This is a genomic window from Arthrobacter sp. C9C5 (assembly GCF_013359735.1).
Classification (GTDB): domain Bacteria; phylum Actinomycetota; class Actinomycetes; order Actinomycetales; family Micrococcaceae; genus Arthrobacter.
The window spans coordinates 16,954-40,888 of the sequence record NZ_JABFMX010000022.1; the positions used below are offsets into that span (position 1 = coordinate 16,954).

19 protein-coding genes and 2 tRNA genes are annotated in these 23,935 nt (G+C 68.7%); 13 read left to right on the plus strand and 8 right to left on the minus strand.

Going from position 1 to position 23,935, the window contains the following annotated elements:
* Positions 1–4: 4 nt before the first annotated feature.
* The gene (locus HNO80_RS15590) at positions 5–988 is read right to left on the minus strand and encodes an NAD(P)H-quinone oxidoreductase (RefSeq protein ID WP_175323768.1); all 984 of its coding nucleotides are present in this window, start codon (positions 986–988) and stop codon (positions 5–7) included.
* Between the two features lie 158 nt (positions 989–1,146).
* Between HNO80_RS15590 and HNO80_RS15595 the strand changes: the two genes are divergently transcribed.
* Positions 1,147–1,234, plus strand: a tRNA-Ser gene (locus HNO80_RS15595).
* Positions 1,235–1,299: 65 nt separating this feature from the next.
* Here HNO80_RS15595 and HNO80_RS15600 read toward each other — a convergent pair.
* Together HNO80_RS15600 and HNO80_RS15605 are read right to left on the minus strand one after the other, a co-directional pair.
* Positions 1,300–1,536, minus strand: coding sequence for a hypothetical protein (locus HNO80_RS15600; RefSeq protein ID WP_175323769.1), 237 nt, complete (start codon positions 1,534–1,536; stop codon positions 1,300–1,302).
* 5 nt (positions 1,537–1,541) lie between these two features.
* Entirely contained in the window at positions 1,542–1,799 is a 258-nt protein-coding gene (locus HNO80_RS15605; protein WP_175323770.1) for a hypothetical protein, read from the minus strand.
* Between the two features lie 230 nt (positions 1,800–2,029).
* Between HNO80_RS15605 and HNO80_RS15610 the strand changes: the two genes are divergently transcribed.
* The 4 genes from HNO80_RS15610 (at position 2,030) to HNO80_RS15625 (ending at position 3,900) form a co-directional block, all read left to right on the plus strand.
* Entirely contained in the window at positions 2,030–2,722 is a 693-nt protein-coding gene (locus HNO80_RS15610) for a TetR/AcrR family transcriptional regulator C-terminal domain-containing protein (RefSeq protein WP_175323771.1), read from the plus strand.
* A 23-nt stretch (positions 2,723–2,745) separates the two neighbouring features.
* The gene (locus HNO80_RS15615) at positions 2,746–2,976 is read left to right on the plus strand and encodes a zinc-ribbon domain-containing protein (RefSeq protein WP_175323772.1); all 231 of its coding nucleotides are present in this window, start codon (positions 2,746–2,748) and stop codon (positions 2,974–2,976) included.
* Positions 2,977–3,050: 74 nt separating this feature from the next.
* Positions 3,051–3,488 (plus strand): helix-turn-helix transcriptional regulator, encoded by a 438-nt coding sequence (locus tag HNO80_RS15620; protein ID WP_175323773.1) that lies wholly within the window; start codon positions 3,051–3,053, stop codon positions 3,486–3,488.
* Positions 3,489–3,498: 10 nt separating this feature from the next.
* Complete coding sequence (locus HNO80_RS15625; RefSeq protein WP_175323774.1) at positions 3,499–3,900, plus strand: VOC family protein; 402 nt, start codon at positions 3,499–3,501, stop codon at positions 3,898–3,900.
* A 44-nt stretch (positions 3,901–3,944) separates the two neighbouring features.
* On the opposite strand, the gene HNO80_RS15630 is transcribed toward HNO80_RS15625, so the two are convergent.
* Together HNO80_RS15630 and HNO80_RS15635 are read right to left on the minus strand one after the other, a co-directional pair.
* Positions 3,945–4,166, minus strand: a complete 222-nt coding sequence (locus tag HNO80_RS15630) for a helix-turn-helix transcriptional regulator (protein ID WP_175323775.1) — start codon at positions 4,164–4,166, stop codon at positions 3,945–3,947.
* Entirely contained in the window at positions 4,163–4,579 is a 417-nt protein-coding gene (locus HNO80_RS15635) for a hypothetical protein (protein ID WP_175323776.1), read from the minus strand. The genes HNO80_RS15630 and HNO80_RS15635 overlap by 4 nt, the downstream gene beginning before the upstream one ends.
* Before the next feature lie 424 nt (positions 4,580–5,003).
* Between HNO80_RS15635 and HNO80_RS15640 the strand changes: the two genes are divergently transcribed.
* Positions 5,004–9,539: an ExeM/NucH family extracellular endonuclease gene (locus HNO80_RS15640; protein WP_175323777.1), complete on the plus strand. Its 4,536-nt coding sequence runs from the start codon at positions 5,004–5,006 to the stop codon at positions 9,537–9,539.
* A gap of 172 nt (positions 9,540–9,711) precedes the next feature.
* Here HNO80_RS15640 and HNO80_RS15645 read toward each other — a convergent pair whose 3' ends face one another.
* Positions 9,712–11,676, minus strand: coding sequence for an FAD/NAD(P)-binding protein (locus HNO80_RS15645; protein WP_175323778.1), 1,965 nt, complete (start codon positions 11,674–11,676; stop codon positions 9,712–9,714).
* A gap of 74 nt (positions 11,677–11,750) precedes the next feature.
* On the opposite strand from HNO80_RS15645, the gene HNO80_RS15650 reads away from it, so the two are divergent.
* The 3 genes from HNO80_RS15650 (at position 11,751) to HNO80_RS15660 (ending at position 16,058) form a co-directional block, all read left to right on the plus strand.
* Positions 11,751–14,009 (plus strand): prolyl oligopeptidase family serine peptidase, encoded by a 2,259-nt coding sequence (locus HNO80_RS15650; protein WP_175323779.1) that lies wholly within the window; start codon positions 11,751–11,753, stop codon positions 14,007–14,009.
* 139 nt (positions 14,010–14,148) lie between these two features.
* Positions 14,149–14,236: transfer RNA gene (locus HNO80_RS15655), tRNA-Ser, on the plus strand.
* Between the two features lie 193 nt (positions 14,237–14,429).
* A complete protein-coding gene (locus HNO80_RS15660; RefSeq protein ID WP_175323780.1) occupies positions 14,430–16,058 on the plus strand; it encodes a phytoene desaturase family protein in 1,629 nt (542 codons plus the stop codon).
* Between the two features lie 69 nt (positions 16,059–16,127).
* Here the strand turns inward: HNO80_RS15660 and HNO80_RS15665 are convergent, their stop codons facing one another.
* Positions 16,128–18,317: a RecQ family ATP-dependent DNA helicase gene (locus tag HNO80_RS15665; RefSeq protein ID WP_175323781.1), complete on the minus strand. Its 2,190-nt coding sequence runs from the start codon at positions 18,315–18,317 to the stop codon at positions 16,128–16,130.
* A gap of 123 nt (positions 18,318–18,440) precedes the next feature.
* Between HNO80_RS15665 and HNO80_RS15670 the strand changes: the two genes are divergently transcribed.
* The 4 genes from HNO80_RS15670 (at position 18,441) to HNO80_RS15685 (ending at position 22,195) form a co-directional block, all read left to right on the plus strand.
* On the plus strand, positions 18,441–19,859 hold the full coding sequence (locus tag HNO80_RS15670) for a phosphomannomutase/phosphoglucomutase (RefSeq protein WP_175323782.1): 1,419 nt from the start codon (positions 18,441–18,443) through the stop codon (positions 19,857–19,859).
* Between the two features lie 5 nt (positions 19,860–19,864).
* Positions 19,865–20,374: a hypothetical protein gene (locus HNO80_RS15675; RefSeq protein ID WP_175323783.1), complete on the plus strand. Its 510-nt coding sequence runs from the start codon at positions 19,865–19,867 to the stop codon at positions 20,372–20,374.
* Positions 20,375–20,388: 14 nt separating this feature from the next.
* A complete protein-coding gene (locus tag HNO80_RS15680; protein ID WP_175323784.1) occupies positions 20,389–20,838 on the plus strand; it encodes an RrF2 family transcriptional regulator in 450 nt (149 codons plus the stop codon).
* A 196-nt stretch (positions 20,839–21,034) separates the two neighbouring features.
* Entirely contained in the window at positions 21,035–22,195 is a 1,161-nt protein-coding gene (locus HNO80_RS15685; RefSeq protein ID WP_175323785.1) for a globin domain-containing protein, read from the plus strand.
* 139 nt (positions 22,196–22,334) lie between these two features.
* On the opposite strand, the gene HNO80_RS15690 is transcribed toward HNO80_RS15685, so the two are convergent.
* Complete coding sequence (locus HNO80_RS15690; RefSeq protein ID WP_175323786.1) at positions 22,335–23,714, minus strand: FAD-binding oxidoreductase; 1,380 nt, start codon at positions 23,712–23,714, stop codon at positions 22,335–22,337.
* Positions 23,715–23,935: the final 221 nt, after the last annotated feature.

Sequence of the window (23,935 nt, forward strand, 5' to 3'; positions counted from 1 at the left end):
GGGGCTAGGTGACGAGCAGGACCTTGCCCACGTGTTCACCGGAGTCGAAGTACCGGTGGGCTGCCTGGACCTGGTCGAGCGGGAAGGTCTTCGCCACGAGCGGCCGGATCCGGCCGTCCGCGAGCAGCGGCCACACGGCGTCGCGGACCGCGTTCATGATGACCGTCTTTTCCTCCACCGGGCGGGGCCGGAGCGAGGTGGCAATGATGGCCGCCCGTTTTCGAAGTAGCTGGCCGAGGTCCAGTTCGCCCTTGGTGCCGCCCTGCAGCCCGATGACGACGAGCCGGCCGTAGTCGGCCAGGGCGTCCACGTTCTGTCCGAGGTACTTGGCGCCCACGACGTCGAGAATGACGTCGGCGCCCTTCCCGCCGTTCTGGGCACGGAGGCTCTCGGGGAAGTGCTCCTCCGCGTAGTTGATGGCAATGTCGGCACCGAGGAAGGCCTTCGCGGTACCGACCTTCTCCGCGGTGCCCGCGGTGGTCGCCACCCGGGCGCCGAGGGCCTTCGCCAGCTGGATGGCCATGGTGCCGATGCCGCCGGTGGCCCCGTGGATGAGTACCGTTTCCCCGGCCTGCAGCTGGGCCGTCATCACGAGGTTGGAATAGACCGTGGCCGCGACTTCCGGCAGCGACGCGGCGGTGACCAGGTCCACGCCGTCGGGAATCCTCAGGACCTGCCCGGCCGGAACGGCCACCTGCTCGGCGTAGCCCCCGCCGGCCAGCAGCGCCACGACTTTGTCCCCGATGGAGAAGGGCTTGGTAACACCGGGGCCGAAGCCCGCGATTCGGCCGGACACCTCGAGTCCGGGAATTTCCGAGGCACCCGGGGGCGGCGGATAGAACCCCATGCGCTGCTGGACGTCCGCCCGGTTGAGCCCGGCAGCAACCACATCGATCAGCACCTCGCCCTGGCCGGGAACGGGCGCCGGGACCTCGCGGACCTCCAGGACCTCCGGACCGCCGGGCTCTGAGATGTAGACAGCCTTCATGGAGAACTCCCGATTCCTAACTGATTTCGTGCGGGCGGGGCGCCCGCGGCACACGGCACGGACAACTCCCGTTTCCAGAGTAGGTGGCCAATCCGGCGTCGTCTGCGAGCGCCGCCACTTTTGTGGCTGCCTACCGGCTATGAAACACTACTCTTCAGGGAAGGTTGTCCGAGCGGCCGATGGAGCTGGTCTTGAAAACCAGTGTGCGGTAACCCCGTACCAAGAGTTCGAATCTCTTACCTTCCGCGGGAGCGCAGATTTGCGCGGTTCAGAGGCCGGTGGCGGCGATCGAAAGATTGCCGCCGCCGGCCTTACCTGTTCCGGCGGCGGCTAATGGCCGCGGCGAAGATTGCGGTGGTTGCCAGGACGCGGGAGAGGCCGCACCGGGTGCAGGTGACAGCCAGGGCGAGGGTTTCGTCCCGGGCGTCCAGCACCGCGGCGGAACCTGCGAGGAGGTGCCGGTCGCTGTGGCAGCCTGCAAACCAGGGCCGGCGCCCCCGGGGCTGGTGGGCGCTGACCGGCCGGTAGGTGCCGGAGGTGACGGTCATCTGGCTTAGACCAGCCCGGGGTAGCTGGACAGAATATAGTCTGCGGCCGCAGGACCCTTCATGCGCAGGGGCGTGTGTCCGGGACGGATCCTTTTCTCTTTCATGGCCGCCCAGAAGGCGTCTTCGGGCCGCGGCACTGCCCGGGACAGGAAGCACCAGCTCGTGTAGACGCCATAGAGAGAATCCCGTCCGAGGACGGAGCCGGGTGCGGCGTCGGGGGTGGTGGCTTCTTGAAGGAACTGGTCATACTGCGAATCTGCCATGGTGGCTCGTTTCCGCTGGGTGCACAGGGTGCCGCCGAGGGCTACAGCAGCAGGTACTTGAACGCTATGCACGGGGCGCCAAGCGGGTCTGGACGCCGCAGCGCGGCAGATCCGGGACTTATCTACAATGTAGACTGTAGGCGTAGACTTCAGTGTAGGCAAGCTAGTTGATCAATTCTCCAGGGACGGCCCCGTTGCAGGGCCGGCCCCGCCCGACACGATCGGAACCCATGTCCCCCGCAGAAAAGCCGGCACCCGCCCCGGCGCCCAAGAGCCGCCTCAGCCGGGAGCTTGTGCTGTCCGCGGCCCTGGCGCTGGTTGACTCCGAGGGACTCGAAGCGCTCACCATGCGCCGGCTCGGGCAGGAACTCGGCCGGGACCCCATGAGCCTGTACCGCTATGCCGAAAACCGCGCCGCCCTCCTGGACGGCGTCTCGGAGCTGGTCCTCAATGAATTGGAAATCGTTCCGGACGACCCGGACTGGCAGGCCCAACTGCGGCGCATCGCACACTGCCTGCGCGAGCTCGCGCTCCGGCACCCGAACGTCGTGCCGCTGCTCGTGACACGCCCCCTGTCCACGCCTCTGGGCCTCCGGCCGCTGGGGACCCTGCGGCCGCTGGAACAGATTCTCGCCCTGCTGATCGACGCCGGCTTCGGCCCGGCCGACGCCCTGCACGTCTACCGCGCCTACTACGGCTACCTGTACGGCCACATCCTCAACGAACTGCAGGAATTCATCGTGGATCCTGAGGAAAATGAGGCCCTTCTCCGCCTGGGCCTGCACCGGCTGCCCCCGAAGGAATTTCCCCGCCTCCGGGCACTGGCCCCGGTCCTCGCCGATTACGACGGAATGTCCGAACTGGATGAGGGCATCACCATCCTGCTGACGGGCCTCGCAGCCCGCCTGTCGCCGACGGCCTGATCACTTTCGAAAGGTGCCACCGAATGTTCCTCCTTTTCGGCCTTAAGACTGTCCTCAACGATCTGCCGGGGCGGTTGGCCACCTGCCACCACTGCGGCCAGTTCGTTCACCACCACCTGCAGCAACGCGCCACCAAGTTCACGCTGTTTTTCATCCCCGTCTTCACCACCTCCAGGACCTACCGGATCACCTGCTCGAACTGCGGCCAGATCTCGGCCATCAAGTCGCGGCAGGCAAAATCGCTGGCCTGGTGAAAGACCGGGGTCGAGCAGGTAGCCGGCCCGGCGAAGTATCCCGCACGGCTCCTGGCCAGCGCTAAGATGGCGGCATGACACCGCAGGAGCTGGCCAACCTGGCCCACCTGCGCCGGGCGCGGGACCTGATTGACCGCGACTACGCCCGGCCGCTCGATGTGCCCACCATGGCCGCCGGCGCCCTTATGTCCCCCGCGCATTTTTCCCGCCAGTTCAAGGCGGCCTACGGCGAGACGCCGTACAACTACCTGATGACGCGGCGGATCGAGCGTGCCATGGCGCTTTTGCGGGCCGGCGCCACCGTGACCGACGCGTGCATGGAAGTCGGCTGTACCTCGCTTGGCTCCTTCAGTTCCCGGTTCACCGAGGTGGTCGGGATGACCCCCAGCACCTACCGCGACCGGGAGCACCACGCGGTGAAGGCCATGCCGTCCTGCGTCGCCCGACAGCACACGCGGCCGTCTCGGAAGCCGAGCAGGATTGAAGAAGCGCACCCGCTCCCGCCGTCGTAGCGTGTGAGTCATGAACATTTCACTGCAGTACGCACAAGTCACCGTCAACGACGTCGACGAGTCCCTCGCCTTCTACCGCGACGTGCTCGGCCTGGAGGTGCGCAACGACGTCGGCTCGGACGGCCACCGCTGGGTCACCCTCGGCAGCGCCGCCCAGCCCGACCTGGAGATCGTGCTTTCGCCCCCGCACGCCGGCCGTTCCAAGGCCGACGGCGACGCGCTCCAGCAGCTGCTCACCAAGGGGGTGCTGCCCGTGATCGTGTTCCGCACGGACGATCTGGATGCAACGTTCGAGGCTGTCCGCGCCGCCGGCGCCGAGGTGCTCCAGGAACCCATCGTGCAGCCGTGGGGGCCGCGGGACTGCGCCTTCCGCGACCCGTCCGGCAACATGGTCCGCTTCAACCAGGCCTGACAGGAAGGCGGCCCTCCGAACGGACGCCTCTGCCGGCAGCCTTGTCAGCGGCCGGCAGAGGCGTTTACTTCGTCCTCAGGCGGGATGAAGATGGCTTCGATGGGCTGCCCGAACAACCGGGCGATTCGAAAGGCCAGGGGCAGCGCGGGATCGTAGCGGCCCGTTTCCAGTGCATTTACGGTCTGCCGGGAAACGCCGAGCCGGTCCGCGAGCACACCCTGAGTCCAGCCCCGCCCCTCCCGCAGCGTCCGCAGATGGTTATTCACCGTCGTCCCGCAACTGCTCCGGTGAGGATCCACCCGAGCATACCCGCGCCGTAGATCAACCAGCCGGTGCCGTCGATCCGCAGTCCGGCTATTTCCAGGAAGGCCAGCGTCACGGAGGCGATCATGGCCACGGCGAAGCCGCCAGCCAGTCCCTGCAGCATCAGCAGCCGCTGATAGTCGTCGCTCCGCAGCACGTGCCGGAGGACCGCCCGGACGATCCAGAGTGCGGGGATTACCGGCAGCACGGCCCAGAGGAATCGCCAGGGACTGCCGCCGTCGAGATCCCCCCACAGCAGCACACCCGCGAGCACCACCGCATAGGCGGCCATGCCCGGCCAGAATTCGAGATGGTAGGCGCGAGCCCGCGCGCGATCGCCTTCGCTACGGTCCTGCCTGTCAAGTTTGTTTGTCATGCGACCAGTGTGCGTCCCGCCGGTCAGGGTGTCAAGGGTGCTTGTCACCTCACGGCGGGCGGCCACGCACGCCCGCCGTGAAATCCTTGCAAAAAACTGCGTTTAGAATTCCCAGCCAACCGCTTTCCGAGCGGCTACTGGCCGGTATTCTCTTGACTGCCCAGGTCTGGGGATAGCCCCGGGCCGTCAAAAGAGTCATACCAACACCGTCGCTGGGGCACCTTGTTGGAGTTCCGTGCCGGCTGTGAGGCGGTCCGCTGGGGGCCGTCTCGCCGAATGCACATGCAATCCACCCTGTGTTCATTCACCCCTGTTTTGCTGTGCCGGATCTGCTTGACCACGAGCAGACCGGCCAGTCCGCGGCCCACCTACCCGGACATCGCACCCAGCCCTTACCCGGGCACCCTAATGAGAGTTAGAGCGGATGAAAATCACACCTTGGAAAACAGCGCTGGGCACAGCACTGTCCGCGGGGCTCATCGCAGCACCGCTGACCGCTTTGCCGGCCGCCGCACTGGAGGTCTCACCGGCAGCCGCCGGAACTTCGCCAGTCATCATCAACGAGGCCTACCTCAGCGGCGGCAGCGCCGGAGCGGCCTACAAGAACAAGTTCGTGGAGCTGTACAACACCTCGGACACCCCGGTCGCGCTGGACGGCTGGTCCATCCAGTACCGCTCCGCCGCGGGCACCACCGCCCCGAGCACCACGGTGCCCCTGTCCGGCAGCGTCGCCGCCAAGGGGTATTACCTGCTCAAGGGTGGCAGCAACGGCACCGTCGGACTTGATCTGCCCGCCGCCGACGTCACCGCCACCGGGTTCAACCCGGCCGGCGCCGGCGGAACGATCGTCCTGGCCAAGCAGGCCACCGCCCTGAACCCGCTGGCCACCGGCTCCGTCGTCGAACCCACCAACGTCGCCGACCTGCTCGGCTACGGCACCTCCAACACCTTCGAAACCCAGGCGGCAACGGCGCCGTCGGGCAACACGGACGTCAAGAGCATGAACCGCAGCGGCGGAGCGGACAGCAACAACAACGCCGCCGACTTCACGCTTAACGGCGCCATCACGCCCAAGGCGGCCAACGGTGAAAGCACCCCGGTCGATCCGGGACCGGTCACTCCCCCGACTGCCAAGAGCATCGCGGAGATCCAAGGCACCGGCGCGGCCAGCCCGCTCGCCGGCACCTCCGTGATCACCCGCGGCAAGGTCACGGCGACCTTCCCGACCGGCGGCTTCGCAGGCTTCTACATCCAGACGCCTGGAACCGGCGGCGATCTGACCCCGGCCAACCACACGGCGTCGGACGCCATCTTCGTCTACGCGCCCTCCGCCGTCGCCGCGGTGCAGATCGGCGACTACGTCGAGGTCACCGGCGATGTTGCCGAGTACTACGGCATGACCCAGCTCAACGTCGCCGGCGCTGCCGGAGTCACCAAGCTGACCGAGGCCGCCCCCGAGGTCAAGGCCACCGGCTTCGCCCTTCCGGCCGATGAGGCGTTCCGCGAATCCCTCGAGGCCATGCTGCTGATGCCGCAGGGTCCGGTCACGGTCGCGGACAACTACTCGCTGAACCAGTACGGCGAAATCGGCCTGGCCGGCGGCACCACCCCGCTGGAGCAGCCCACCGCCGTCGCCCCCTACGGCTCCGCCGAATACACCGCCACCGTCGCAGCCAACGCCGCCCGCGGCATCAAGCTCGACGACGGCGCCAGCACCAACTTCCTCAGGGACGCCACCAACAAGGCGCTGACGCTGCCGTACCTGACTACCGCGGACCACGTCCGGGTGGGCTCGCCGGTGACGTTCAAGACCAACGTGGTGCTCAGCTACGCCAACAGCGCCTGGAAGTTCCAGCCGCTGACCCAGCTGACCGCTTCCAACGCGGACACGGTCCAGCCGGCCGGTTTCGGCGACACCCGCGCGGAGGCCCCGACGGCGGTGGGCGGCAACCTCAAGCTTGCCTCGTTCAACGTGCTCAACTACTTCCCCACCACCGGCGACCAGGTCGCCGGCTGCAAGTTCTACACGGACCGGGCGGGCAACCCCATCACCGTCAGCGGCGGCTGCAACGTCCGCGGCGCCGCGAACGCCGAAAACTTCAAGCGCCAGCAGGACAAGATCGTTGCCGCCATCTCGAAGTCCGGCGCCGACGTCGTCACCCTGATGGAGGTCGAGAACTCGGCCCAGTTCGCCAAGGACCGGGACGACGCCCTGGCCAAGCTGGTTGACGCCCTAAACGTCGCCACCCCCGGCATCTGGGACTACGTCCGCACCCCCGCGAACGCGCCCCCGCTGTCCGACGAGGACATGATCCGCACCGCCTTCATCTACAAAAAGGCAGCGGCCGAACCAATCGGCGAGTCCATCATCCACAACGACACGGTTGCCTTCGCCAGTGCCCGCAAGCCGCTGGCCCAGGTCTTCAAGCCGGTCGGCGCCTCCGATGACAAGAAGTTCATCGCGATCGCCAACCACTTCAAGTCCAAGGGTTCGGCAGCAACGCCGGACGACACCGACAAGGGCCAGGGCAATTCCAACCTCGCCCGCACCGCCCAGGCGCAGTCCCTGCTGGCCTTCTCCGACGAGCTGCAGAAGTCCAAGGGCACCAACAAGGTCTTCCTGATCGGCGATTTCAACTCCTACGCCAAGGAGGACCCGATCAACGTCCTCACGGCGGCCGGGTACGTCAACCAGGACGAAAAGGCCAAGAACGCCGACGGCAGCGCGAAGCACTCCTACCTCTTCGGCGGCCTGGTGGGCTCGCTGGACCACATCCTCGCCTCCCCGTCGGCCAACGCCGTCGTCACCGGCGCGGACATCTGGAACATCAACTCGGTGGAGTCCGTGGCGCTGGAATACAGCCGCTACAACAACAACGTCACCGACTACCACGCTCCGAACCAGTTCCGCGCCAGCGACCACGATCCGGTCGTCGTCGGACTGGACCTGCCCACCACCCCGGCCAGCGTTGACCTGAACTTCCTGGGCATCAACGATTTCCACGGCCGCATCGATTCCAACACCGTGCAGTTCGCCGGAACCATCGAGAAGCTCCGGGCCGCCGCGACCCCCGGCGCCACCGCGTTCCTCTCCGCCGGCGACAACATCGGCGCCTCGCTGTTCGCCTCGGCCGTGGCCAAGGACCAGCCGACCATCGATGTCCTGAATGCCCTGGAGCTCCGCACCTCGGCCGTGGGCAACCACGAGTTCGACGGCGGCTGGGCCGACCTGCGCGACCGCGTCATCGCCGGCGGTAACAACGCCAAGTTCCCGTACCTCGGCGCCAACGTCTACAAGAAGGGCACCACCGAGCCGGCGCTGCCCGAATACACCGTGTTGGACATGAACGGGATCAAGGTCGCCGTGATCGGCACCGTCACGCAGGAAGTGCCCTCGCTGGTCACCCCGGCCGGGATCGCGGACCTCGAATTCGGCGATCCCGTCGATGCCATCAACCGGGTCGCCGCAAAGATCAAGGCGGAGAAGCTCGCCGACGTGATCATCGTCGAGAACCACGACGGCGCCGGTTCCGGCGCTCCCGAAGGCGCCACCCTGGAACAGGAAGTTGCCGCCGGAGGACCCTTCGCCAAGATGGTCCAGGAAGTCACCCCGGATGTCGCCGCAATCTTCAACGGCCACACCCACAAGCAGTACGCCTGGGATGCACCCGTGCTGGATTCTGCCGGGCAGCCGACGGGCAAGACCCGTCCGATCGTCCAGACCGGCAACTACGGCGAGTTCATCGGACAGATCCAGCTCACCATCGACACCAAGACCATGTCCGTCACTGGCTACAAGGCGGCCAACGTCAAGCGCACCACGGACCCGGCGGCCGACCTGGTCGCCGCGTACCCGCGGGTGGCTGCGGTGAAGGCGATCGTGGACAAGGCGGTCACGGACGCGGCCGTGATCGGCAACCAGCCGGTCGGCAAGGTCACCGCGGACATCACGACCGCGTTCGGCGGAACCCCCGCCGTGCGTGATGACCGCGCGAGCGAATCCACCCTGGGCAACCTCGTGGCGGATTCGCTCGTGGACGCGCTCAAGGCACCGGAGCTCGGCGCCGCGGAAATCGGCGTCGTCAACCCGGGCGGCCTGCGCAACGAGCTGTACTACGCACCCGACGGCACCATCACCTACGCCGAGGCCAACGCGGTCCTGCCGTTCGTGAACAACCTCTGGACCACGTCGCTCACCGGCGCGCAGTTCAAGACGCTGCTGGAGCAGCAGTGGCAGACCAACCCGGACGGCACGGTCCCCAGCCGCGCCTACCAGCAGTTGGGCCTGTCCAAGAACGTCAATTACACCTACGACGCCGCCCGGGCAGCCGGTGACCGGATCACCGCGATCCGGATCAACGGGGCACTGATTGATCCGGCGAAGTCCTACCGGATCGGGACGTTCAACTTCCTGGCCACCGGCGGCGACAACTTCCGTATCTTCAAGGAGGGCGCCGGGACCAAGGATTCCGGACTCGTGGACCGTGATGCGTGGATCAAGTACCTGCAGACGCACACCCCGGTCTCGCCGGACTTCGCCCGGCGCTCCGTGGCCGTGGTGAACACCACCGCTGCCGAGGTCAAGAGCGGGCAGCCCATCACCTTGGCGGTCTCCAAGCTGGATCTCACCTCGCTGGGCAGCCCGGTCAACACCTCGCTGCGGGCCGAGTTCACCGACGCCGCGGGCACCGTGACGGCACTCGGCAGCGTGCCAGTGACCGCCGGTGCGGCCACCGTGAGCGTGATGGTGCCGGCCGGCGCCGCTGCGGGCACGGGCACCTTGGTGCTCACCGCCGTCGAATCCGGCACCGTGGTGAAGGCGGACGTGCCAGTCGCGGCCAGCGTGCCCGTCCCGCCGAAGTGCACCGCGCCGGTGCCGCCCAAGAAGTGGTACGACGTGGCGGGCTGGATCAAGTACTCGATCGCGTGGGTCAAGTACCAGAAATGCCTGCGGGGCTAACTCGCTGAGCCACTTCGAGTGAGCATGCCCCTCCCCCAGCCGGAGCGGTGGACATATTGTGCAAGTGTCCACTGCCCGGTCCGGGGAGGGAGCATGCTTATTTATTGTTGGCCCTGGGGGCTCCCGCCGTCACAACGCCGCAGCATCCACCCCGACGCCGAGAACTAGGGCGTTACCGGCCGAGGATGTCCCGGGCAATCTCGTCAGCATCGCGCAGCGTGCGCTGTCCGCTGCGGTAGACCGGCCCCCGCTGCTGCCGCGCCTCTGCCGCGATGGCGGTGCCCCATTGCGCGGCGGAGAGCTGCAGGCCCAGCACGTAGATCCCCTCCGTGACCGATCCGTTCGCACCGACCGGCCGGTAGGGATGCGGGAGCACCTCCAGCCCGGAGCTCTGCACGGGTGTGCCTTCCACGCTCATCATGAGGCGCGGGCGCACCAGGCCGTCCGCGAGCAGCTGCTCCAGCAGCGGCGAGGCATTGATTGCCACCCGGTTGGCCGGGGCCAGCGCCTCAATCAGCACCGTGGCCTGCACGGCCTCCCCACCGTCGCTATCCCGCCCGGCCACCCACGGGGAGGCCGCCGTGAAGGCCCTGGCCTTGCGGTCGACGCCGAACTTGGGGTCCGGTCCCACGAAGCTGACCACCCCGGCCCGGGCCAGGGCCGCAAGCTGCTCGGCACGGAGGGCAGGCGGGCCGCTCGCGAGCCCTTCCACGAAGGACTCGAACCAGCCGCGCAGGCCGGCGACCCACGACTGCTCGGTGATGCCGCCGTCGGCCACGGCCGTCTTCAGCACTGCCCGGCCGTGATGCAGGGCGCCAATAGCCATCTTCACCGGATCGTCCTCACCGAGCGCGGAGCGCCTCGCGTCGTCGAGCAGATAGTCGACGACGGCGGCATTCAGGTCCGCCCGGGACGCGAAGCGGCGGCCGGCCAGCGGCGCGGCGAGGCCCAGCAGGTCCAGCCGGTAGGCAGGGCGGACGTGGGCGTCGATCACCGCGCCGGCGGCCTCTTCCCACTTCACGGTCGAGTGGGCGTGCGGTTGCAGCGCCTCCTCCAGTTCGGCCAGGAATCCGGCGGGATCCGCGCCCACGGCGTCCGGTTGCGAGCGCGCCAGGGTGTAGTAGTAGGCCCACACGACATCCCGGTGCAGCAGCGGCCACAGGTCGTGGTCGAAGGCGGGCAGGATCCCGGCCGCGGCGAACTTCGAGAACGCTTCCTCGGTGCAGTACCTCAGCGACACCGCTGCCGGGTAGTAGCCGGCCAGGGTCGCCTTCGCCCGGTACGGGGTTCCGCGGCGCGAGGCGGCGATGATGGACGGTTCCCGGCCGGACGGCAGGTACGTCAGCCCCACCCCGTCCGGTGCGGGCAGGAATTTGCCGCCGCGACCCTCGGTCAGCTGGCCCATCACGTCGAAGAAGTTCAGGCCCATACCTCGCACCAGCACCGGCTGGACGGCGGGGACCCCGGACCAGTCAACGTCGGCCGGGGCGGCCGGCGGCAGGTACTTCAGCCCCAGCTCGTCCGCCGCCGCCTGGAGCTCACGCTGCTCCGGGTTGAGCCGGGATTCCAGGTGGCCGAGTGCCAGCACCACGGACCCGACGGTGAGCTCGGTACCGTCGGCGAGCGCGACGTCGAACCCGGCGTTCCCGGGGCCGGCGGCCGGCCGGACCGACGTCGCGGTGGTCTGATGGAAATCCACGGTGACCCCGGCGGGCAGCTCCTCCAGCAGCGCCTCGAGAGTGGACCTCAGGTAGCGGCCGTACAGCGCACGGCTGGGGAAGTCGGCGGAACCCAGGCCGAACAACTCGGTGCGTTCGTCGGCGGACAGCGCCGGGTGCGGATCCTTCCGCTGCAGTTCACGCCACTGGTCAAAGGTGCACCCGGCCAGCGGCGCCGCCAGCTCCGGGTCCTCCGGGACCACCGTGGGATAGAAGGACTGGGTATTCATCAGGTAGAGCCGGGACTGCCCGGGCTGCCAGACGTGGCCGGGGCCCGCGGGATAAGGGTCGATCACATCGATGTGCAGGCCGGATTCCGGGGTGGTCGCGGCCCAGTTGGCGAGCAACCGCTCCAGCACGCTGGTACCCCGGGGACCGGCGCCAATCAGTGCCGTCCGGATGCTCTGCGATTTACCCACGGCATCCAGCGTATCCGCATCCGGGCTGCCGCCTTGACTTGCCTGCCCGGCACCGGTGTTGCTTGGATGGGCCCATGACCACCTCTTCAGCTGAGTACCCCACCGCGCCCGGCGAGCCCTCCGGCGCGCTTTCAGGGATCGCCCCCGAACCCGTCGATGAGAACATCTGGCTGGAGGAAATCTACGGCGAGGAACAACTGGCCTGGGTCCGGGAACAAAACGCCCGCACCGAGGAACTGCTGGAGGACGCCGAGTACGGCGAGCTCGAAGACCGGATCCTGGAGGTGCTGGACTCCACCGACCGGATCGCCATGGTGGGCAAGCACGGCCGGTGGTACTACAACTTCTGGAAGGACCGCGACAATCCCAAGGGCCTGTGGCGGCGCACGGACTGGGAGAGCTACCGGGCGGGTTCACCCGCATGGGAAACCCTGCTCGATGTCGACGCCCTGGCCGCGGCCGAAGGCGAGGAATGGGTCTTCCACGGCGCCAGCTTCCTCCGCCCCGCGGCCGGGCAGCCGCACCGGCTGGCCCTGCTGGCGCTCTCCCCCGACGGAGGCGACGCGAACCGCTACCGCGAGTTCGACGTCGAGACCCGCAGCTTTGTCGACCCGGCGGAGGGGGGCTTTGACCTCCCGACCGCGAAGGGCAACGTTTCGTGGCTGGACGCCGACACCCTGCTGGTCGCAAGCACCGCCGCAGGACTGCCAAAAACCACCTCCTCCTACGCCCGGACCGGCGTGGTCCTGCGCCGCGGCGAGTCCCTCGCCTCGGCCGAGCGGCTCTTCGAAATCCCGGAAGACCACATGATGGCGCTCCTGGCGCACGACTCCACCCCCGGCTTCGAGCGGACGTTCGCCGTGGACTGGATCAGCTTCTTCGAAAAGCGCACCTCGGTACTGCGCGACGGCGTCTGGGTCGAGCTGGACGTGCCCGAGGACGTGAACCTTAGCTCGCACCGGGAATGGCTGCTTTTCCGTCCGCAGGGCGAGTGGACCGTGGACGGAACGAGCTACCCGGCCGGGTCCCTGCTGGCGGCGCGCTTCGAGGACTTCCTGGCCGGCAGCCGGGAACTGTCCGTGCTGTTCACTCCGGATGCGCACACCTCCCTGCAGTCCTGGAGCTGGACCCGGGACTTCCTGCTGTTGAACCTGCTCCGCGACGTCTCCTCCGAGATCCGGGTGCTCGACCCGCAGCGGCCCGGCACGGACGTCGCCTGGGCCTCTAGCGTGCTCGACGCCTGCCCGCCGCTGCATGACGTCAACGCCTACGCCGTCGACGACGAAGAAGGCAGCGAAGACGGCAGCGAGGACGACGGCGACGGCGGCGCAGACGACGGGGCCGGGAACGACTTTTGGCTGGTCGCCACCGGGTTTGCGACGCCGAGCACGCTGACCCGCGGCACGCTGACGCGCGCCGGCGCGGACGGCGTCGTCAGCACGCACGAGGTGGTGCGGACCGCGCCGTCGTTCTTCGACGAGGACGCGTACGAGGTTCAGCAGCACTTCGCGGTGTCCAAGGACGGCACGAGGGTGCCCTACTTCCAGATCGCCGCGAAGGACCTGGTGCTGGACGGCCAGAACCCCACGCAGCTCTCCGGCTACGGCGGATTCGAGATTTCCCGCACCCCTGCCTACAGCGGTGCCGTCGGCCGGGCCTGGCTGGAGCGGCGCACGGAGGAATCAGCGGGCGCCGAGGGCGACTCGCCGCACAGCCGGGGCGGGGTCTACGTGGTGGCGAATATCCGCGGCGGCGGCGAGTACGGGCCGTCGTGGCACCGCGCCGCGCTGCAGGACAAGCGGCACCGCGCCTACGAGGACTTCGCCGCCGTGGCGCAGGACCTGATCTCGCGCGGCGTGACGTCCCGCCAGCGGCTCGGCTGCGTGGGCGGCTCCAACGGCGGCCTGCTGGTGGGGAACATGCTCACCCAGTACCCGGACCTGTTCGGGGCCGTCTCCTGCGGGGTGCCGCTGCTGGACATGCGCCGGTACAGCAAGCTGTCCGCGGGGTACTCCTGGATTGCCGAATACGGCGACCCCGATGTGCCCGAACAGTGGGAGTTCATCCGGACCTTCTCGCCCTACCACCTGCTCCGCGACGGTGTGGAGTACCCGGAGACCTTCATCTGGACTGCGACTTCGGATGACCGGGTGGGGCCGGTGCAGGCTCGCAAGATGGCCGCCCGTATGCAGGCCATGGGCATCCCCAATGTCTGGTTCCACGAAGCGCTCGAGGGCGGCCACGCCGGCGCCTCGGACAACCGCCAGGCCGCGGCGCTGCAGAGCCGTAGCCAGCATTTCCTCTGGCGGGCCTTGGCGGGCCGGACCGCCTGAGCCCGCGACGCAACACCGCGAGGCGGGGTCACTCACGGCCCATCCCGGGCCGCCGGACGGGCCGCAAGTGACCCCGCGTCGACCGTTTTGCACTGCATGGCCCCTTCTGCGTATCCTTGGTTGGCTAGTAATAGCAATTGGAGACGTGCCAGAGCGGCCGAATGGGCTTCACTGCTAATGAAGTGTGGGGCACAACTCCACCGGGGGTTCAAATCCCCCCGTCTCCGCGTTTGGCCCCGGTCCTGGACCGGGGCCTTTTGCGTACCCGGTTCCGACGCTCTCTCACGTTCGGCGGGAACCAACCCGGCCCTCCCTCACGTTCGGCGGAAACTTGAGAAACCCCTCGGGCGTCCGGGGCGTCCCGGCGCGGTGGCGGGGCCGCTTCGAACGGACGGCCCGTCCGGATGGCAGGATGGGCGCATGTCGATCAACCACGCGTTTGACGCGATCATCGTAGGCGGCGGCCACAACGGCCTGGCCGCGGCAGCCTACCTGGCCAAGGCCGGCCTGAAGGTCCTGCTGCTGGAAAAACTCGACCACCCCGGCGGCGCCGCGGTGTCCGCGCAGGCGTTCGACGGCGTCGGGGCCCGGCTCTCACGCTATTCCTACCTCGTGAGCCTGCTGCCGCAGCAGATCATCGACGACCTCGGCCTGCGGATCACGCTTGCGCGGCGGCGGTACTCCTCGTACACCCCGGACCCGGCCAATCCCGGCCGGGCACTCCTGATCGACAACGAGGACGCCGCGTCCACGGCCGCCTCGTTCGGTGCGATCGGGGCCTCCGAGGACGAGTTCCGCGCCTTCAACGAGTTCTACGCGGGCTGCGGGAAGCTCACCCGGGCGCTCTGGCCCACCATGACGTCCCCCCTGCCCACCCGGTCGGCGGCGAGGTCGCTCGCCCTCGGGGCCGGGGCGGCGGAGGCATGGGAGGCCATGATTGAGCAGCCGGTCGGGCGCGCCATCGCCGAGGCACTCCGGCACGACCTGGTCCGCGGCGTGGTCCTGACCGACGCCCTGATCGGCACCTTTGCCCGCGCCGACGACGCCGACCTCCAGCAGAACATCTGTTTCCTGTACCACCTGATCGGCGGCGGGACCGGTGCCTGGGACGTGCCCGTGGGCGGGATGGGCGCGGTGTCCGGGGAGCTGGAACGCGCGGCCAGGGACGCGGGCGCGACCATCCTTACGGCGGCGGAGGTCACCTCCGTCCGCCCGGGCGGCGTCGTCAGCTACCGGCACGACGGCGCGGACCACACCGTCTCCGCCGCGCGGGTTCTGTCCAATGTGGCCCCCGTGGTCCTGGACCGCTTGCGCAACGCCGCGCCGGCCGGGGCTGCACCCGCCACGCACTCCACGCAGAACCCGAACCATCTCCGCGAGGGTGCCCAGGTCAAGGTGAACCTGCTGCTCAAGCGGCTGCCCCGGCTGCTGGACGACACCGTCAGTCCGGAAGCGGCTTTCGGCGGCACGTTCCACATCAACGAGACGTGGTCCCAGCTGGATGCGGCCTACCTCACCGCCGCGGGAGGGAATGTTCCGGATCCCCTGCCGTGCGAGATCTACTGCCATTCGTTGACCGACCCCAGCATCCTGTCCGCGGAGCTGCAGGCGGCCGGCGCGCATACCCTCACGGTGTTCGGCCTGCACGTCCCGGACAGGCTGATCACCGCGCAGAACAACGAGGCCCGGCGGGCGGAGTTGCAGGCCGCGGTGCTGCGGTCGCTCAATAGTGTCCTCGCCGAGCCGGTCGAGGAGCTGCTGCTGACAGGTCCGGATGGCCGGCCGTGCATCGAAACCAAGACCACCCTGGATATCGAACGCGCCGTCGGCATGCCGCGCGGCAACATCTTCCACGGCGGCCTCGACTGGCCCTTCGTGGACGATGACGCACCCCTGGACACCCCGGCGCAGCGCTGGGGAGTCGCTACGGACGATCCGCAGCTCCTGCTTTGCGGCTCCGGTGCCCGCCGCGGCGGCGCCGTCAGCGCCATCGGCGGCCACAACGCCGCCATGGCCGTGCTGGAGTCCGAGCGGCCGCCCCGCAGTTGAGCGCGCGCAGCTAAGCGCGCTCAGCTGCTAGGCGCGCGGTCCAGGAGGTCGGGCCGGGATGGCCTCGGGTTAGCCTGCCTGGCCGAGCACGAGCGGCAACACTGCCCCGGCGCCCGCGAGCCGCAGGGCACGTCCGGCCACGGTGACGGTCCAGCGGCTGTCCACCAGATCGTCCACCAGCATGACGCTTTGGCCTTGGATGCCGTCCAGCGCCGCAGCGAGCTCGGGCCCGACCACGAGTCGGTCCCAGACCCCAGCTAGACGGTAGGCGCTGTTTCCGCCGCGGCCGCCCGTGGGTCCGCCGTGGGCGAGCTGCAGCTGGCCCAGGTACGGGATGCGGCCGATCTCGGAGATGCCGCGGGCCAGCGACTCCACCAGTTCGGGCTTGCCCCGGGACGGGACACTGACGATCGCGGCCGGACGGCCAGCGCCGCTCCAGCCGGGGTTACGTGCATCGCCGTTGCCCCATTCGCGCAGGACCTGCACGCAGGCCCGCAGCATTCCCGGGTCCACAGCCCGGTCGGGGGCGCCCGCGGCGAAGGTCTCGCGCAGCGCGCCGCCCCAGCCCAGGTCTGTCAGCCGCGCCAGCACCCGACCGTTGGCCAGGCTTTCGTCCGGCTTGATCTTGCCCTTCACGTTCACGCCCAAGCGGTCCATACCGCTGGGCCACTGCAGCCGCGGTTCCAGCACCATGCCGGCCCGGTTCAGGGTCGCGCCCGCCGCTTCGGTGGCGTCGGCGGCAATGTCGGCCGGGAACCAACGGCCGGCGCAGTTGTCGCAGCGGCCGCAGGCCGCTGCCGTCTCGTCGTCGAGGACCGAGGTGATGTACTCCATCCGGCAGCCGGCGGTGTCTTGGTAGATCACCATGGAGTCCTGCTCGTCGACGCGTGCCTCCGCGATGCGGCGGTACCGCTCGGCGTCGTAGGTCCACGGCTGGCCGGTGGAACGCCACCCGCCGCCCACGCGCTCGACGGCCCCGTCCACGGCCAGCACCTTCAGCAAGAGTTCCAGCGGCGTCCGGCGCAGGTCCACCCGGGCCTCAAGCGCCACGGTGGACACCGCGGTGCCGGCCTCGGCCAACGCGGTCAGGACCGCGGAGGCCTTTTCTTCCGAGGGCATCGACGCGGTGGCGAAATACTGCCAGATGTCCCGGTCCTCGGAGCCGGGCAGGAGCAACACGTCGGCATTTGCCGCGCCGCGACCGGCACGGCCGACCTGCTGGTAGTAGGCCACCGGGGACGACGGCGCCCCGAGGTGCACCACGAAGCCAAGGTCCGGCTTGTCGAAGCCCATGCCGAGGGCGGAGGTGGCCACCAGCGCCTTCACCTGGTTGTCCTTGAGCAGCTGCTCGGCGCGTTCCCGGTCCGCGGGGTCGGTCCGGCCGGTGTAGGCAAGCACTTCGTGGCCGGCCTCGGCCAGGAGGCGGGCGGTGTCTTCCGCGGCGGACACGGTGAGGGTGTAGATGATGCCGCTGCCGGGCATGTCCTTCAGGTGGGTGAGCAGCCAGCCCAGCCGTTCCCGGGAGTCGGGCAGCCGCAGCACGCCCAGCCGCAGGGACTCACGGCCCAGGGCGCCGCGAATGGTCAGCACGCCCTCGCCGAGCTGTTCCTCGATGTCGTGGACCACCCGAGAGTTGGCGGTAGCGGTGGTGGCCAGGACCGGGACGCTGTCCGGCAGCTGGGTGATCAGGTCCGCGATCCGCCGGTAGTCGGGGCGGAAGTCGTGGCCCCAGTCCGAGATGCAGTGAGCCTCGTCGATCACCAGCAGTCCGGTCCGGCGGACCAGTTCGGGCAGCTGGTTCTCCCGGAACGACGGATTGGTGAGCCGCTCCGGGGACACGAGAAGCACGTCCACCTCGTCGGCCGCGAGCTGTTCGCGGACGGTGTCCCAGTCGAGCTGGTTGGCCGAATTGATGGCCACGGCCCGGACCCCGGCCCGCGCGGCGGCGGCGACCTGGTCGCGCATCAGCGCGAGCAGCGGGGACACAATCAGGGTTGGGCCCGCGCCGCGGCGGCGCAGCAGCAGGGACGCGACGAAGTACACGGCCGACTTGCCCCAGCCGGTGCGCTGCACGACAAGGGCGCGCCGGCCGCCGTCCACGAGGGCCTCGATGGCCTCGAACTGGCCGTCGTGGAACTCAGCATCGGGGTGCCCCACAAGTTCGCGCAGCACCGCCTGGGCCTGCTCACGCGTCCCGGTACCCCCGGCGGAGGGTGATTCGGGGGCGGAAAGGACTGCAGCGTTCTGGTTATTGGCCATTGCTTCAGTATCCCAGTCCCCTCCGACAGCCACGAAGCGGGCGGAACCGTATGTGGATAAGCCGTGTCCACATACGCGGCCGGTCCGGACGGTCGGCTGCAGCTTCCACGTAAGATAGGAGCCGTGACTAGCGACCAGACGAAGACTTTTGACCTCTCGGCTTCCTTCAAGGCCTACGACGTGCGCGGAATTGTGGGCGAATCAATCACCGCGGAAATCGTCGAAGCCGTCGGGGCTGCCTTCGTGGACGTCCTGGACCTGGCCGGGCAGACTGTGCTGGTCGGCGGTGACATGCGCCCCTCCTCCCCCGAGTTCAGCCGGGCCTTCGCCAACGGAGCGGCTACCCGCGGCGCCAACGTCCAGTTGCTTGACCTGATCTCCACCGACGAGCTGTACTACGCCTGCGGCGCCCTGAACGCGGCCGGCGCCACGTTCACCGCCAGCCACAACCCGGCCGAATACAACGGCATCAAGATGGCCAAGGCAGGCGCCGTGCCGATCTCCTCCGAAACCGGGTTGAAGGAGATCCAGGCCCTGGCCGAGGAATACCTCAACGCCGGCACCATCCCCGCGAACGGCACCCGCGGCCTGATCAGCGTGCGCGACGTCCTCAAGGACTACTCCGAGTACCTGCGCAGCCTGGTTGACCTCAGCGGATCCCGTCCGCTCAAGGTCGTGGTGGACGCCGGCAACGGCATGGCCGGCATGACGACCCCCGCCGTGCTGGGCGACACGCTGCTGCCCAAGCTGCCGCTCGAGATCATCCCGCTCTACTTCGAGCTCGACGGATCTTTCCCGAACCACCCGGCGAACCCGCTGGAGCCGGAAAACCTCCGGGACCTGCAGGCCGCCGTCGTCGAGCACGGCGCGGACATCGGCCTGGCGTTCGACGGCGACGCCGACCGCTGCTTCGTAATCGACGAAAAGGGCGAGCCGGTCTCGCCGTCGGCCGTCACCGGCATGGTGGCGCGCCGCGAGATCGCCCGCGCCAAGGCCAACGGCGAGGAAACTCCGACGATCATCCACAACCTCCTGACCTCGCGGGCGGTGCCCGAACTGGTGGTCAACGACGGCGGCCGCGCGTTCCGCACCCGGGTGGGACACTCCTTCATCAAGGCCGTGATGGCGGCCGAAGGCGCGATCTTCGGCGGCGAGCACTCCGCCCACTTCTACTTCCGCGATTTCTGGAATGCGGACACCGGCATGCTGGCCGCCATGCACGTCCTGGCTGCCCTCGGCGAGCAGGACGGCCCGCTGTCCGAGCTCGGCCGCGAATACGAGCCTTACAAGTCCTCCGGCGAGATCAACTCGGAAATCGAGGACAAGGCCGCTGCCGTGGAGCGCGTCCGCGTGGACTTCTACGACGAAGACGTTGAGGTGGACTACCTCGACGGCAGCACCTTCATCGCCGCGGACGGAAGCTACTGGTTCAACCTGCGCCCGTCCAATACCGAGCCCTTCCTCCGCCTGAACGTCGAGGCCACGGACAAGGAAACCATGGAACGCGTCCGCGACCGGGTCCTGGCCCTGGTCCGGGGCTGATCGCCATGACCGATTCGCCGGAGACCCAGGGGGCCGTCCTGCAGCCGGCGGATCCGGCCGAGGACTCCTGGCGCGGCTCGGTGCCGGATGCCAGCGCCACCGACCTAGAGAACCTGCTCGGCACCGGGGTGGGGGCGGCCCAGGAGCAGCTCGAGCGCAACGGGGGCTTCCTGCCCTTCGCCCTGGTGGTGGAGAACGACGGCGAAGTCCGCCTCGTGGCCGTCACCCCGGCGGACGCGGCCGGGGACAGCGACGCCGACTTCGACGCCGACGGCATGATCAACGACCTCACCGAGCTGCTCCGGCAGCACCGGGACGAGTTCCGCGCCGCCGCGATCGTCTGCGACATCACCCTGCTGGAAGAGGACTCGGACGCGATCCACGTGGCCGCCGAGCACCAGGACGGTTCCGTCTTCGCGGCGGTGCTGCCCTACGGCGCGAATCCGGCGACACACGAGCTGGAGTTTGGCGAGCTTTCCGCCGACACCAACGAACCCGCCGTCTGGGTGGACTAGACCAAGCGGGTGCCATGAAGATCAACGCCTTCGCGGACGTGAGCCTGCGCGCGATGATGGTGCTCGCGGCCGCGGCTGAGGGCGAACTGCTCACCACCCAGAGCATCGCGGACGCCGTCGGCACGCCCTACAACCACGTCAGCAAGGCGATGGCGAAGCTGCGCGAACTCGGCCTGATCGACGTCGAGCGCGGCCGCAATGGCGGGTCCCGGCTCAGCGGTGCCGGCCGGGCCGCCACCGTCGGACAGTTGCTGCGCGCACTGGACACCCGGACCGACCCGGCCGACTGCGTGGCCGCCGCGGGCGCCTGCCCGCTCATCAACGAGTGCCGGCTGCGCAGCGCCCTGGGCCGCGCCCGCGAGGCGTTCTACCGTGAGCTTGATGACATTGTCGTCGCATCGCTGCCGACCTCCCGGCAAATGAATCCGGTCTTCCAGGCCATCGGCCTGCGCCCCGGCCTGTAGCGGGCCTGTAACCGGGCGCGGCCCCCCGCTCCGGAGGCCGCGATCCCCCGCCGGAGTCCGCCCCGCCCGGGCGTCAGCCGATTTGCAACCCTTTTCTACGACGTGTAGAACTGAGACATAAATACTCGCATTTCAAATGCGTGTATTTCAGAAACGGTCCGGTTGAAGACCCCGGGCCACTATCTCAGGAGTCAGCATGCTCTCGGACAAGTCCTTCCCCGTCATCGAGGCCACCCTGCCGCTGGTCGGTTCCCGCATCGGCGATATCACCCCCAAGTTCTACGCCCGGCTCTTCGGCGCCCACCCCGAGCTGCTGGACGGGCTGTTCAGCCGCTCCAACCAGCGCTCCGGCAACCAGCAGCAGGCCCTGGCCGGGAGCATCGCCGCTTTCGCCAGCCACCTCGTCAGCAACCCGGGCACCCTGCCGGAGACCGTGCTGTCGCGCATCGCGCACCGCCACGCCTCGCTCGGCATCACCGAGCCGCAGTACCAGGTGGTCTACGAGCACCTCTTCGCCGCCATCGCCGAGGACCTGGCCGAGGTCATCACCCCGGAAATCGCCGAGGCCTGGACCGAGGTCTACTGGCTTATGGCCGACGCGCTGATCAAACTCGAGAAGGGCCTCTACGCCAGCCAGGCCAACGGCAAGATGTGGAGCCCGTGGAAGGTCGCCGCGAAGACCCCCGCCGGCACCGGCTCCATGACGTTCACCCTGGAACCGGCCGACGACACCCCCATCACCCCGGCCCTCCCCGGCCAGTACGTCAGCGTCAAGGTCACCCTGCCGGACGGCCTGCGCCAGGTCCGCCAGTACTCGCTCTCCGGCGACGCGGGCACCAGCCGCAGCTTCACCACTAAGCTCGACGACGGCGGCGAGGTCTCCCCTGTGCTGCACAACCACGTCGAGGTCGGGGACATCCTCGAGATCTCCAACCCCTACGGCGAAATCACGCTCAAGGAGAGCGACGGCCCCGTGGTCCTGGCCTCGGCCGGCATCGGCTGCACGCCGTCGGCCTCGATCCTGCGCTCCCTCGCCGAGGCCGGCTCGGACCGTCAGGTCCTGGTCCTGCACGCGGAAAGCACCTTGGACAGCTGGGCGCTGCGCTCCCAGATGACGGACGACGTCGAGCGCCTGGAAGCGGCCGAGCTGCAGCTCTGGCTCGAACGGCCGGAGGCGGGGGCGAAGGAGGGCTTCATGTCGCTGCGTGACGTGGACCTGCCGGCCAACGCCTCGCTGTACCTGTGCGGCCCGCTGCCGTTCATGAAGAACATCCGCAACGAGGCCATCAATGCGGGCATCCCCGCCACCAAGATCCACTACGAGGTCTTCGGGCCGGACATCTGGCTTGCCAACTGAGTCTCTCATCGATTGCTCCGCAGATGCCCTTTTGGGAGGTCAAAAGGGCCGCTGCGGAGGGCCCACGCCGGCAGGGTTCCTTAACCGAACTTGTGAGGCTAGGGAACCGGTGGGGACAATCGATGAGAGACACCTCACCTCATGACGGCACACCGGTGATCGTGTGGCCGAACCGCAGGAGATTGCCGGGGTCGTAGCTGGACTTCGCGGCCCTCATCCGTTCGTAAACAGCGGGCGACCACGCCCTGGCCCGGTCAGCCTCATCGCCGGGTTCGCCGTGGAAGTTGACCAGAGTAAATCCGGTGGAGTGCGGAGCCATCGCAGCCAGGACCGTGCGGATGGCTGCCGAGACGGCCTCGGCAACCGGCGGCATCTTGAACCCGAGCAGGAAGAGCAGAAACGCCGCGTCCCGCCCCGACACGGCGTTCGGCAGTGCCCCTTCGCGGGCCAAAGCTCCACCCAGCGGCCGGATTTCGACCAGCAGCAGCGGACAGTCCGACCCTTCGCCGGTGTGCTTCAGCAGCTCGGTCAGGGTCTCGTCGCCGAGGTCTTTCAGCATCGCTCCGCCTGCCGTGAAAGGGAGCGGATCCGCCGGATCCATGTGGATCTGGTCCACGTCGAGGTAGCTCATGGGCCCGGCCGTGTCCATCAACGGGGTCGAGACGGCGCGCATCGGGGCAAGCAGCGCGTCGCCGTCTTCCCGGTTCCCCATCAGGGCGAAGCGGAGGTGCACCACAAACTGCCCCCGCAGCGGCCCGGGAACGAACTCCATGTCCGGAAGCCGCAGCAGCGAGATCGAGGGCGAGGCGTGATCCGGCAGCGTGGGCAGCCACTCCCGGAAGGCAGCCAGGATGAGGGCCGCATCGGCGCCCGGGTAGATGATGCCGCCGCCGTAGAACTCGCCCAGCAGAAAGAGGCTGAACTCGAGTTCGGTGACGATCCCGAAGTTGCCCTTGCCGCCGAGCATCAACGCGAACAGCTCGGCCTCGGCCTCGGCGTCGATCCGGCGCAGCGCGCCGTCCGCGGTGACGACTTCCATGCTGCGGACATGGTCCGCCGCAAAGCCGTGGGCGCGGCCCAGCACCGGAAGACCGCCACCGACCGTATACCCCACGACGCCGACGTCGGTGCTTGAGCCGTGCAGTCCGACGAGTCCGAGCGGAACACTCGCTTCCAGGACACTGCGCCACTTCACCCCGGCGCCCACCCGGGCGGTGCGTTCCACCGGATCGATGTGCAGCCCCTGCAGCCGCCTGGTGTTGATCAGCAGGCCGCCCTCGACCACCGAGTCGGCGCCGTGCCCGGTGGACTGGACCGCCACCGGGAGCCTGCGTTCTGCGGCCCATTTGACCCCGGCCGCCACGTCCTGCGCGGTGCTGGCGCCCAGCACGACGTCGGGCCGGTGGACGGTAGCGGCGTTGAAGGCGAACGTCTCGGCCGCGAATTCGGGACTGCCCGGCAAAGCGACCGGGCCGCTGACAACTTCGGAGAGGGCCTGGATATCGTCAGTGACAAGCATGATGCGCTCCTGGGGTCTCGCCCGCCGCGGCAGGCGGAGGGCACGTCACCGTGCGCCCGGAATGTTCCCCGCATCCCCGGCAGTCAGCGGCCGGCCCGGCTGATGAATGCGACGAGCCTAAGGGCCCCTCCCGACTGCGGGCTAGGGACCTAAGTCCCGGCAGCCGCCGCCTGCCAATCGATGAGGGAACGACGGCGGCCCCGCACCTTCTTCAAGGTGCG